Below are 11,616 nucleotides of genomic sequence, written 5' to 3' on the forward strand. Positions count from 1 at the left end.
GGCTGGAACGGCGCGGATGCCGCGCTGACAGCCGGCCATAGCCATCTCATAGCGCCGGCATAGCTGACCCATGGACGCACTCGGCAAGCTCAAGGGATCAACCTTTGGAGGAGCCATGACCGGCCACATCGTTCCGGGTCACGTGACCCGCCCACCCGTACCCGTGCCGCGCACACCCGGCGCGACCACAGGGTCCAGCACGTCCAGCGGGTCCAGCGCGTCCGGCGCCGCAGCGCCGTCGACGGCGGGTCGCGGACTGATCGCCCGGATCATTCTCGGAGAACGCGCGGACGCCGCCTGGATCCGGCCGTCGTTCTGGGCTCTCCTGATCGTCACAGGCCTGCTCTACCTCTGGAACCTGAGCGAGAGCGGCTGGGCGAACAGCTTCTACGCCGCCGCGGTGCAGGCCGGGTCCAGGAGCTGGACCGCCCTGTTCTTCGGATCTCTCGACTCCTCGAACTTCATCACCGTCGACAAGCCCCCGGCCTCGCTCTGGGTGATGGGGCTCTCGGCGCGGATCTTCGGCTTCTCGAGCTGGAGCGTGCTCGTGCCCCAGGCGCTGATGGGCGTCGCGGCCGTCGCCCTCGTCTTCGCGACCGTGCGGCGCAGCCTGGTGGCCTTCGGCCCACGGCCGGGCGCGGTCGGCGGGCTCGTGGCCGGCGCGGTGCTCGCGTTCACGCCGGCAGCGGCGCTGATGTTCCGCTTCGACAACCCCGATGCGCTCCTGACAGTGCTGATGACGGCTGCCGCGTACTGCGTGGTCCGCGCGCTGCCCGCCGCGAGCTGGCGCTGGCTCGCCCTCGCCGGCGTCGCCCTCGGCTTCGCCTTCCTGACCAAGATGCTCCAGGGCCTCCTCGTGCTGCCGGCCTTCGGCCTCGCCTACCTGCTCCTGGCCGACACGATCGTCTGGCGCCGCCTCGCACACCTCGGCGTCGCCGCGGGGGCCATCGTGGTGTCGGCGGGGTGGTGGGTGCTCGCGGTGGCGGTGTGGCCGGCATCCGCTCGCCCATACATCGGCGGGTCCACGGACAACACCGTGCTCGACCTCGTCTTCGGCTACAACGGCCTCGGCCGGATCTTCGGGGCGACCGCAGGCGGCGGCGGGAACGCGGGCGGCGGCACGACGGCCGCGGGCGGCTCGAGCTTCGGCGGCACGACCGGGCTCAACCGCCTGTTCAGCAGCGAGATGGGCCTCGAGATCTCGTGGCTGCTGCCGACAGCGCTGCTCGCCCTGGTCCTCGGTCTCTGGGCCACCCGGAAGCGGCACCGTACCGACGGCGCCCGCGCTGCTCTCGTGATCTGGGGCGGCTGGCTGCTCGTGACGGGACTCGTCTTCAGCTACATGAGCGGCACCATCCACCCGTACTACACCGTCGCCCTCGCCCCGGCGATCGCGGGCCTCGTCGGCACCGGCGGCGTCGTGCTCTGGCACGGCCGTTCGCACTGGTTCGGCCGACTCGGCCTCGCCGCGATGATCGCGGCCGCCGGCGCCTGGGGCTTCGTGCTCCTATCCGAGAACGCGGGCTGGCTGCCGTGGCTGCGCTGGACACTTCTCGCGGTGACCCTGCTCGGCGCGGCCGGCTTCGTCGTCGGTGCTGCACTGAGCCGGCGCCGCCTCACGACCGTCGCGGTTCTGGTCGGCATGCTCGGCGGCCTCGGCGGGAGCGCGGCATACGCGATCGCGACGGCTTCGGTCGCGCACAACGGCTCGATCCCCTCCGTCGGTTCGGTTTCCTCGTCGAGCGGCATGGGCGGCGGCACGGGTGGCGGCGGGATGGGCGGCGCCCCCACCGGCGACGGCGGCGGAACGAGACCCGATGGCGGCACGGCGCCGGAAGGCGCAGGCGGCACTCCCCCGACGGGAGGCACCGGCGGTCCGGGCGGCTCGGGCACGACCGGAACGACGGGCACCGATACCGGCTCCGGCACGAGCGAAACGGGCACGGATGCCGCGGCGAACGCCGGCGACTCCGGCTCGGCTCCCTCCGGCGCGGGTTCGGATTCCGCGACCTCGTCCGACGTCACCGCCCTGCTCACGGCATCGACGGCCCGCTGGGCCGCGGCGGTCGACGGATCGCAGTCCGCGGCGACGCTCGAACTGGCCACCGGCGTCGCCGTGATGGCGATCGGCGGCTGGAGCAGTGACCCGACGCCGACGCTCGGCGAGTTCCAGGCGTACGTCGCGGCCGGCGACGTCGGCTACTACATCTCCGGAAGCCAGGGCGGCGGCGGCATGGGCGGCGGCGACAGCACAGCGACGGCGATCGCGACCTGGGTGGCCGCGACATACACCGCGACCACGGTCGGCGGCTCGACCGTCTACGACCTCTCGACCCCCGCCACCTGACACCGGGCACGGGCACGCAAAAACGGGAGTGGGCCCTGGGGCCCGCTCCCGTTTTGGGTGATGCGAAGTGCTGGTGGAACGAACTGCTAGCGAACTGAACGGCGCTGAAGCGTGAAGGCTAGGCCTTGACCTTCGGTGCGGACGTGTCGGCGGGCAGTGCTGCCTTGGCGCTCTCGACGATGGCGGCGAAGGTGGCCGCTTCGTTGACCGCGAGGTCGGCGAGGATACGACGGTCGACCTCGATGCCGGCCAGGGCGAGGCCCTGGATGAGGCGGTTGTAGGTCAGGCCGTTCTGGCGGGACGCAGCGTTGATCCGCTGGATCCACAGGCGACGGAAGTCACCCTTGCGTGCACGACGGTCACGGTAGCTGTATGTGAAGGAGTGAGTGAGCTGCTCCTTGGCCTTCGTGACCAAACGGGAGCGCTGGCCGCGGTAACCCTTGGCGCGCTCGAGGATGACGCGGCGGCTCTTGTGAGCATTGACCGCTCTTTTTACTCTTGCCATTTTCTTGTTCCTTTAGGGGTACGGGGTCTAGCGACCGAGAAGCTTCTTGATGACCTTGGCGTCGGCCTTGGCCAACACCTGGTCGTGGTTCAGGCGGGACTTGCGCTGGGTGCTCTTGACCTCGAGGTTGTGGCGCAAACCGGCCTGCTGCTTCATGATCTTGCCGCTGCCGGTTACCTTGAAGCGCTTCTTAGTCCCGGAGTGGGTCTTCATCTTAGGCATTTTTTTCCTCCTGTTTCGCTGCCTTATCAGCAGCTCTATGTGCATTGGCCTCTGCCTTGGCCTCTGATTTGTTCTTCAGTGGGCCAATCACCATGACCATGTTTCGACCGTCGATAGTCGGGCTCGATTCGACCGAACCGAATTCCGCGACATCCTCGGCAAATCTTTGGAGCAGTCGTACGCCCTGATCGGGACGGGACTGTTCACGGCCACGGAAAAGAATCATGGCCTTGACCTTGTCGCCGGCCTTGAGGAAGCCTTCGGCGCGTTTGCGCTTGGTCTCGTAGTCGTGCGTGTCAATCTTGAGGCGGAACCGAACTTCCTTAAGAATGGTGTTCGCCTGGTTGCGCCGGGCCTCCTTGGCCTTCTGCGCAGCCTCGTACTTGAACTTGCCGTAGTCCATGATCTTTGCGACCGGCGGCTTGGAGGTAGGGGCAACCTCGACGAGGTCCAGATCCGCCTCCTGTGCCATGCGCAGTGCGACGTCAATGGCCACGACCCCGATCTGCTCGCCGGCGGGGCCGACAAGACGGACTTCAGGGACGCGGATACGGTCATTTGTACGGGGATCGCTGATGCGTCTCTCCTTCTCTCATGCATCGTGACTACAGCCAGACAACGGATGCCGCCTGGCGACGAAGAGAGGAAAATCGCGTGCGAAATGGTGGAGCGTTATTGCTCAAACTCAGCAATTCAACAAACACTTCGTACGGCACCCTGTCTACCTTCGCGCCACTGTTTCCAGTGCCACGACGGCGGAGTGCAAACAACCCGGTAACCTTTGTGAAGCGGTATGCGCGGGTGGGAGATTATCCACTTTCGTACCGAGATAAATACCTCGGAGCCCGGTCGAGTCTAACAGAGGAATGCAGTGACCAGTAGCACAAGCCAGGATGCCAGCCAGGAAACCCGCGATATCGCCGATGTGGCCGCCGTGGAGATCATCACGACGGCGTGCGTGCACCTGATGAGCGCCGCTGCGGTGAAGTGCGGGCTCGCCGACGACCCCGAAACGCAGATCGACCTCGACGAGGCCCGGAAGCTCATCAACGCCCTCGCCGGGCTAGTAACGGCGGCCGCCCCCGACATCGCCGACATGCACGCGCGGAGCCTGCGCGACGGGCTGCGTTCACTGCAGCTCGCGTTCCGCGAGGCCTCCGCGATCCCGGACCCGATCGGCGCAGGTCCAGGCGAGAAGTACACCGGCCCGGTCAACTAGCCCGACCGTTCCCTGACGCATCCTTCAGGTCTGGCAGCGGGGACACCAGTAGGTGACCCGCTGCTCGAGCTCAGAGCGCCCGAGCGTGCCCTGGCGGATGCGGGTGCCGCAGCGTCGGCACGCGCGGCCGGCGCGGCCGTAGACCCAGGACTGTTCGCCGCGGCGGGCGGAACCCGTGGTGATCCGGTCTGTTCTGCCGCGGTTAGCGACGATCAGCCGGTGCGCGAGGTCGACGAGACCGGCAACATCCGTCACGTCTGCCACCGGCAGGGTGGGCAGCACGCCCCGCAGGAAGCAGAGCTCGTTCACGTACTCATTGCCGAGACCCGCGAGGTTCGCCTGGTCGGCGAGTGCGACCGCGATCGGACGCTCGGGCCGGCCCTCCAGGCGGCGCACGGCCTCGGCGGGGTCCCAGTCGGCGCCGAGCAGGTCGGGGCCGAGGTAGTCGAGCCTGGCGCCTTCCTCCCCGATGGGTAACACCTCGAGCACCCCGAGTCCGAAGCCGACCGCGATCCAGTCAGCCGTCTCGAGCACGGCCCTGGCCTGGAAGGCCGGCCGCTTCCAGGCCGAGCCGTGCCGGTAGAGGTGCCAGGCGCCCTCCATCTTCAGGTGTGAATGGATGCTGGCCTCCCCCACCCGGATCAGCACGTGTTTGCCGCGACTCGCGACCTCGTGCACGGTGTCGCCGGTGAGATCGACGGTCGCATAGGCCGGCACGCGGATGTCGCAGCGGGTCAGAACGGCCCCGCGCAGCGCCGTGTCGAGGTTGTGCGCGGTCAGCCAGACGGTGTCGCCCTCAGGCACGGTCGGCCTCAGGCATGCAGCTTCAGTCCCTTCGGCGTCACGCCGAACCCGGCGGCCTGGAGCGCGCGGCCGAACGGGGTGCCGATCACGAAGGCGCCGTTGACCGTCTCGACGCCGAGTTTGGCGATCCGGCCACTCGTCACCGTGGCGGCAAGGGCACCGGCCGCGGCCGCGAAGAGTGCGTCACGGGCAGCGGCGACGTCGGCACCGATGGCGGCACCGATGGCGGCACCGGCGCTGCTGCCCGCCACCGCGGCGCTGCCGTCGGCATCGTCGACGTCTCCGGCGAGACTCCCGTCGAAGGCGAGCACGGTCTTACCGCCACGTTCGACGTAGAGCGCGAGGGCGCCGTCGACGAGCACGACGATCGAGCCGGCCTTGCGGGCGGCACGGTGAGTGGTGCCGACCGGCAGGGCCGGCCAGGGCAGCACGGCTCCGTACGGGTTGGCCGGGTCGGTCGCGGCGAGCGTGACGACGACCGGCGACCCCTGCCCTGCCGCGGCGGGACCCACTCCCCCGCCACCGCGCGCGCCGGACTCCGACTCGGTGAAGGAACGCAACCGGTCGATCGTGCCGGCGGTCGCGAACTGTGCGGCGCCGAGCCCGTCGATGAAGTAGCCGCGGCGGCAGCGACCGGATTCCTCGAAGCCGCTCAGGGTGCGGTAGACGAGCGCGAAGCCGCCGGTGACGCCCTCCCCTACGACGGCGCCGCGGGTGACGACCCCGTAGCGTTCGAGCAGCGTCTCGCCGAGGGCGTGGGCGCGGCGGGTGGGTGAATCGTCGGCGACGGGCACGATCGACCAGCGGCCGGACACCGTCGGCGGTCCGCCGCGCAGCGGCATCGCCGACCTGGCGAAGCCGCGCCCGCCGTGCAGGCGTGCCCGAGGCACCGCCCGCCGGGTGCTGTGCGCCGTGCGGCCGCCGGAAAGCAGCGCTCGCACCGGGGCGAAGGTGTCGTTGCCGACGAGGCCGGCCCAGACCAGGTCCCAGAGGGCGTCGGCGAGGAGCACGTCGTCCTGGCTACCGACCGCGTCGGCGAGCTGGCGGAAGAAGAAACCACCACCGCCGCCGAGGGTCGCGAGCACCTCGCGCTGCAGCTCCGTGGTCTCCACGGGGGCCGGCGGCGGCAGGGTGAGCGCGGCGGTCTCGGCGAGGTACAGGCTGATCCAGCCGTCGTTGCCCGCGAGGGTGCCTGCCCCCGCCCAGAGCACCTCGCCCGCGTTGGTGAGTTCGTCGAGCATCGCCGGCCGGTAGTCGCTTACCCGGGCGGGCAGCACGAGCGATTCCCAGGCGGACGCCGGGATGCGGGCCCCCTCGAGCTGTTCAATGACGGATGCGACGCCGTCGACGCCGCGGAGCCTCCCGCCGACGTGTTGCCAGGACGGAAGGAACCGGCCCATGGTGATCTGATCGACAGGCTCGACCTCGTGGCGGAGCGCCGCGAGGGACCGCCTGCGAAGGCGCCGCAGGACCTCGGCGTCGCACCATTCGCTGCCGGTGCCGTGCGGCCGGTACTCGCCCTCGATCACCCGGCGGGTACCGGCGAGACGTCGCAGCGCCCCGAGGGCGACGACCGGACCGAGACCGAAGCGGTCGGCGACATCCGCCGCGGTGAACGGGCCGTGGGTGCGCGCGTACCGGCTGACCAGGTCGCCGAGCGGGTCTGGCACGGCCTCGGTGAAGGCGGCGGGCACCCCGAGCGGCACCGGAACGCCGAGGGCGTCGCGAAGCCGGCTGGCGTCCTCGATCACGGCCCACCACTGGCGGCCGGCGAACCCGGCCCGCAGCGCCCTGCGTCCGGCGACGAGCTCGAGCAGGCCGGTTTCGGCGTCGGGGCCGTCCTGGGTATCGAGCCGGGCGGCGACCTCCTCGGTCGTGAGGGGCCCGAGCTGGCGGAGGAGGTCGGCGATGCCCTCGACGCCCCGCGCGTGCCGGTCGGCGGGCAGGCGCTGGAGTTCGGCATCCGTCTGCTCGATCACGGCAGGGTCGAGGAGCTCCCGCAGTTCGACCCTGCCGAGCAGCTCCGCGAGGAGGCTCGAGTCGAGGGACAGCGCCGTGGCCCGGCGCTCGGCGAGCGGTGAGTCGCCCTCATACATGAACGCGGCGACGTAACCGAAGAGCAGGGTGCTCGCGAAGGGGCTCGGGGTCTCCGTGCGGGTCTCGACGAGGCGGATCGTGCGGCTGTTGATCTTGCGGGTGAGGTCGAGCAGGGCCGGCAGGTCGTACACGTCCTGCAGGCATTCCCGCACGGTCTCGAGGATGATCGGGAAAGTGGGGAACGTGCGGGCGACCTCGAGCAGCTGGGCGGCCTTCTGCCGCTGCTGCCAGAGCGGCGACCGGGTGCCGGGGTTGTACTTGGGGAGCAGCAGGGCGCGGGCGGCGCACTCACGGAACCGGGCGGCGAAGAGGGCGGAGCCGCCGACCTCGTCGGTCACGAGCTGCTCGATCTCCTCCGCCTCGAAGACGAAGAGTTCGGCGCCGGGCGGTTCGGCGTCGGTGTCGGGGATGCGCGCGACGATTCCGTCGTCGCTTGCGACGCACCCGCCGTCGAGCCCGTAGCGTTCCCGCACCCGGGCGGCGACCGCGAGCGCCCACGGCGCGTGCACCTGCATGCCGTATGCGGAATGCAGGATCACCCGCCAGTCGCCGAGTTCGTCGCGGAACCGTTCGACGACGAGGGTGCGGTCGGTCGGCAGCTGGCCGGTGGCCGCGCGCTGGTCGGCAAGGAAGACCAGGAGGTTGTTCGCGGCGCGCTCATCGAGCCCGCCGGCCGCGCAGCGGACCCGGGCGGCGGCCTCCGGCAGCGCGGAGACCTCCCGGACGAAGGCGCCGACGGCCTCGCCGAGTTCCGCCGGCCGGCCCAGGCCGTCACCCTTCCAGAACGGCAACCGCCCCGGCTCGCCGAACGCCGGGAGCACGAGCACCCGGTCGTGGGTGATCTCCTGGATCCGCCAGCTCGTCGTGCCGAGTGCGAAGACGTCGCCGACCCTGGATTCGTAGACCATCTCCTCGTCGAGTTCGCCGACACGACGCCCTGTGGTCTGCTCGCCGCCGACCATGAAGACGCCGAAAAGCCCGCGGTCGGGAATGGTGCCGCCGCTTGTGACGGCGAGGCGCTGCGCGCCGGGACGCCCGGTGAGCAGGCCGGTATCGCGGTCCCACACGATTCGGGGGCGGAGCTCGGCGAACTGGTCAGAGGGGTACCGCCCGGCGAGGAGGTCGAGCGTTGCCTCGTATGCCGAGCGGGGCAGGCCCTGGAACGGGGCGCTGCGGCGCACGATGTCGAACCAGTCCTCGGCCTGGATCGGCTCGAGCGCCACCGCGGCGACGGTCTGCTGGGCGAGAATGTCGAGCGGGTTGGAGGGCACCGCGATCGACTCGATCAGTCCGGCGACCATCCGCTCGGCGGCGACGGCGGCGTGGATGAGGTCGGCACGGTGCTTGGGGTAGATGACGCCGCGGGAGATCTCGCCGACCTGGTGCCCGGCGCGGCCGACCCGCTGCAGCCCGCTCGCGACAGAGGGCGGAGACTCGACCTGCACGACGAGGTCGACGGCGCCCATATCGATGCCGAGTTCGAGGCTCGACGTCGCGACGACGCAGCGCAGCCGCCCGGCCTTGAGGTCCTCCTCGATCATCGAACGCTGTTCCTTACTCACCGAGCCGTGGTGCGCGCGGGCGAGCAGGGGCTCGGCCCCTGCGCTCTGGCCGCTCGCTCCCATCAGGTCTGCCGGCGGCCGCGCAGGGCCCGCTGAACCGCGTGCTGAGCCCTCACCGACCGAACCCTCACCGACAGAGCCCTCAACGGCTGCGCCCGCTGCAGCGCCCTCGGCAGCGGATGCCGGTGCGAGCCCGGCACCGACCGGCGCGAGCTCGCCCGCGCCGTGCTCCGCGGCATCCGCCAGGCGCCCGGCGTAGATCTCGTTGAAGCGCGCGGTCAGTCGCTCGGCGAGGCGGCGCGAGTTCGCGAAGACGATCGACGAGGAATGCGCGAGCACCTCGTCGACGATGGCTTCTTCGACGTGCGGCCAGATCGAACCGGCCTGCGGCGCGGCGGCCGCTGTCGACCCCTCCCGTTCGGGAACGGGGCCCAGCTGGGTCATGTCGTCGACGGGGACGACGACGCGGAGGTCGAAGCGCTTGCCCGCAGCGGGATTGACGATCTGCACGGGGGCAGCGCCGCCGAGGAAGCGGGCAACCTCCGCGGCCGGGCGGACGGTCGCCGAGAGGCCGATCCGCTGCGCCGGCCGCGCGAGCAGCTCGTCGAGGCGTTCGAGGGAGACGGCGAGGTGGGCGCCGCGCTTGCTCGACGCGACGGCGTGAACCTCGTCGATGATGACGGTGTCGACGCCGCGCAGGGAGTCCCGGGCGGCGGAGGTGAGCATCAGGAACAGCGACTCGGGGGTCGTGATCAGGATGTCGGGGGGCATCTTGACGAGGCTGCGCCGGTCGGCGGCCGGGGTGTCCCCCGAGCGCACGCCGACGGTCACCGTGACCGGAGGGAAGCCGAGCCGGGCAGCGGCCTGGGTGATGCCGACGAGCGGAGCGCGAAGGTTCCGTTCGACGTCGACGCCGAGCGCCTTGAGCGGGGAGATGTAGAGCACCCGGGTGCGCGGCAGCGGGGCGGCGACCGTCCCGGCAGCATCCGTGGCCGCGGAAGGCTCAGGAGCCGGCGTCGCCAGCCGGTCGATGGCCCACAGGAACGCCGCGAGGGTCTTGCCCGAGCCGGTCGGGGCCACGACGAGCGCGTGCGAGCCACGGGTGATGGCGTCCCAGGCGCCGAGCTGGGCCTCGGTCGGCGCGGCGAAGGCCTGGCCGAACCAGGCCCGAGTGGCGGGCGAGAATCTCTGCAGGACCTCGGTCATCTCTCCATCTTCCCGCCCACCCCTGACAATCGGCCCGTGTACGCAGCGACCGGCCCGGTCAGCTCGACGCGGCGAGCTGCACGCGCAGGGAATCGACCTGGGTGGCGATCGTGTCGTTCGCCGACCAGCGCGCGGCGAGGCGGGCGAGCGTCGCGTCGAGTTCGGCGCGGGTCAGGCCGTCGACGAGCTCGAGGCGCACCACGAGCTCTGGCCCGGCGAGCCGGCCGAGCGGGTCGCCGGCTGAGAGCGCGACGCCGAGCACGCTCAGCTCGCTCGTGATCGACGCCGCGAAGGCGTCGGCGACGGCACGGCTCGCGTAGCTCGGCGTCCACGGCTGGCCCTGGGCGATCGCCCACAGGGCCGGCCGCCGCACGACGTATTCGGTCGGCGCGGTCGGGTCGAGCACGACGAGGTCGGTGTTCTCCTGCGCAGCGGCGAGGGCGATCCGGATGCCGTCGGCCGGCACCGGCCGCGCCGCACTGTTCCACGCGGCCATGGCTTCGGCCGAGGTGAACACCGGGAGCACGTTCCGACCGTCCGGTCCGGCGACCGTGATGACCGAGAGTTCCTGGGTCTTGTCGACGAGGAGACCGGCGTCGGTGTGCCCGGCGTCGCCGAGCGCCGTCACGAGCGGGATCAGCAGCCGGGACGAGCGGATCGCGTCGACGACGGCCTCCTCCCCGGACTCCCGGTCGCGGTAGCGGGCGAGGGCGGCGAGGAGGTCGAGCGGGGCCGATCCGTCGTCGTCGGCGTGGTCGTTGGCTTCGAAGGCACGGCCGGCCCAGGGCTGCCCGGCGGAGTCGGCAGGGACGCCGGCGCGACCGGGGCCGCCCTGGCCTTCTGGGCCCCCGGGGAGGCCGGTCGATCCGAGATTAACGGCCGGCGACATCCAGGGCCTCACCGAGGGTGAAGGCGCCCGCGTAGAGCGCCTTGCCCACGATCGCGCCCTCGAGTCCGAGCGGGACCAGCTCGCGCAGGGCGACGAGGTCGGCCAGGCTCGAGATGCCGCCGGAGGCGACGACGGGACGGTCGGTGTGCGCGAGCACCTGCCGGAGCAGGTCGAGGTTCGGACCCTGCAGAGTACCGTCCTTGGTGACGTCGGTCACGACGTAACGGGAGCAGCCCGCTTCCTCGAGGCGGGCGAGCACCTCCCAGAGGTCGCCGCCCTCCTTCGTCCAACCGCGGGCGGCAAGGGTCGTGCCGCGCACGTCCAGGCCGACGGCGACCTGGTCACCGTGTTCGGCGATCACGCGGCCAGCCCAGTCCGGGTTCTCCAGGGCCGCCGTGCCGAGGTTGATCCGGCTGACGCCCGCGCCGAGCGCCGCGTGCAGGGAGGCGTCGTCGCGGATCCCGCCGGACAGTTCGATCTTGACTCCGGAGACCTCGCGGATGACCCGGCTGATCACGTCGGTATTCGTGCCGCGCCCGAAGGCCGCGTCGAGGTCGACGAGGTGGATCCACTCGGCGCCCTGCCTCGCCCAGTCGAGGGCGGCGTCGACGGGGTCGCCGTAGTTGGTCTCGGTCCCGGCCTCGCCCTGGGTGAGGCGCACGGCCTTGCCGTCCGCGACGTCGACAGCCGGGAGCAGGACGAGGCGGGTGGTGGTTTCAGTCACGGTAGTCCTCAGATCAGGGATGGGTGCGGCCGGGCCGCCGA

Annotated in this window: 9 protein-coding genes; 2 read left to right on the forward strand and 7 right to left on the reverse strand. The window is 71.1% G+C overall.

The window, feature by feature from the left end; translation table 11 throughout:
- The first annotated feature begins 115 nt into the window (after positions 1 to 115).
- Positions 116 to 2,347 (forward strand): glycosyltransferase family 39 protein, encoded by a 2,232-nt coding sequence (locus RCH22_RS09775; RefSeq protein WP_327013805.1) that lies wholly within the window; start codon positions 116 to 118, stop codon positions 2,345 to 2,347.
- Between the two features lie 118 nt (positions 2,348 to 2,465).
- Here RCH22_RS09775 and rplT read toward each other — a convergent pair whose 3' ends face one another.
- Genes rplT through infC form a run of 3 tightly spaced genes read right to left on the reverse strand, consistent with a single transcriptional unit; the run spans position 2,466 to position 3,651 of the window.
- A complete protein-coding gene (rplT, locus tag RCH22_RS09780) occupies positions 2,466 to 2,852 on the reverse strand; it encodes a 50S ribosomal protein L20 (RefSeq protein WP_134446990.1) in 387 nt (128 codons plus the stop codon).
- Between the two features lie 27 nt (positions 2,853 to 2,879).
- On the reverse strand, positions 2,880 to 3,074 hold the full coding sequence (gene rpmI / locus RCH22_RS09785; protein ID WP_134446988.1) for a 50S ribosomal protein L35: 195 nt from the start codon (positions 3,072 to 3,074) through the stop codon (positions 2,880 to 2,882).
- Positions 3,067 to 3,651: a translation initiation factor IF-3 gene (infC, locus tag RCH22_RS09790; protein WP_134446986.1), complete on the reverse strand. Its 585-nt coding sequence runs from the start codon at positions 3,649 to 3,651 to the stop codon at positions 3,067 to 3,069. Before infC ends, rpmI begins: the two co-directional genes overlap by 8 nt.
- 294 nt (positions 3,652 to 3,945) lie before the next feature.
- Here infC and RCH22_RS09795 point away from each other — a divergent pair, with 294 nt between their 5' ends.
- The gene (locus RCH22_RS09795) at positions 3,946 to 4,293 is read left to right on the forward strand and encodes a DUF1844 domain-containing protein (RefSeq protein ID WP_327013806.1); all 348 of its coding nucleotides are present in this window, start codon (positions 3,946 to 3,948) and stop codon (positions 4,291 to 4,293) included.
- A 24-nt stretch (positions 4,294 to 4,317) separates the two neighbouring features.
- Here the strand turns inward: RCH22_RS09795 and RCH22_RS09800 are convergent, their stop codons facing one another.
- Genes RCH22_RS09800 through priA form a run of 4 tightly spaced genes read right to left on the reverse strand, consistent with a single transcriptional unit; the run spans position 4,318 to position 11,575 of the window.
- Positions 4,318 to 5,097 (reverse strand): DNA-formamidopyrimidine glycosylase family protein, encoded by a 780-nt coding sequence (locus RCH22_RS09800; protein ID WP_327013807.1) that lies wholly within the window; start codon positions 5,095 to 5,097, stop codon positions 4,318 to 4,320.
- 8 nt (positions 5,098 to 5,105) lie between these two features.
- The gene (locus RCH22_RS09805) at positions 5,106 to 9,962 is read right to left on the reverse strand and encodes a DEAD/DEAH box helicase (protein ID WP_327013808.1); all 4,857 of its coding nucleotides are present in this window, start codon (positions 9,960 to 9,962) and stop codon (positions 5,106 to 5,108) included.
- A gap of 58 nt (positions 9,963 to 10,020) precedes the next feature.
- Positions 10,021 to 10,851: an SseB family protein gene (locus RCH22_RS09810; protein ID WP_327013809.1), complete on the reverse strand. Its 831-nt coding sequence runs from the start codon at positions 10,849 to 10,851 to the stop codon at positions 10,021 to 10,023.
- A complete protein-coding gene (gene priA / locus RCH22_RS09815) occupies positions 10,835 to 11,575 on the reverse strand; it encodes a bifunctional 1-(5-phosphoribosyl)-5-((5-phosphoribosylamino)methylideneamino)imidazole-4-carboxamide isomerase/phosphoribosylanthranilate isomerase PriA (protein WP_327013810.1) in 741 nt (246 codons plus the stop codon). Before priA ends, RCH22_RS09810 begins: the two co-directional genes overlap by 17 nt.
- Between the last annotated feature and the right edge of the window lie 41 nt (positions 11,576 to 11,616).

It is taken from the genome of Cryobacterium sp. GrIS_2_6 (genome assembly GCF_035984545.1).
In the GTDB taxonomy this organism is placed as follows: Bacteria; Actinomycetota; Actinomycetes; order Actinomycetales; family Microbacteriaceae; genus Cryobacterium.

Excerpts from the sequence above, each read along its gene's own strand:
- rpmI (WP_134446988.1), bottom strand. The coding sequence starts at position 3,074 with ATGCCTAAGATGAAGACCCACTCCGGGACTAAGAAGCGCTTCAAGGTA.
- RCH22_RS09805 (WP_327013808.1), bottom strand. The coding sequence starts at position 9,962 with ATGACCGAGGTCCTGCAGAGATTCTCGCCCGCCACTCGGGCCTGGTTC.
- RCH22_RS09775 (WP_327013805.1), top strand. The coding sequence starts at position 116 with ATGACCGGCCACATCGTTCCGGGTCACGTGACCCGCCCACCCGTACCC.
- rplT (WP_134446990.1), bottom strand. The coding sequence starts at position 2,852 with ATGGCAAGAGTAAAAAGAGCGGTCAATGCTCACAAGAGCCGCCGCGTC.
- RCH22_RS09810 (WP_327013809.1), bottom strand. The coding sequence starts at position 10,851 with ATGTCGCCGGCCGTTAATCTCGGATCGACCGGCCTCCCCGGGGGCCCA.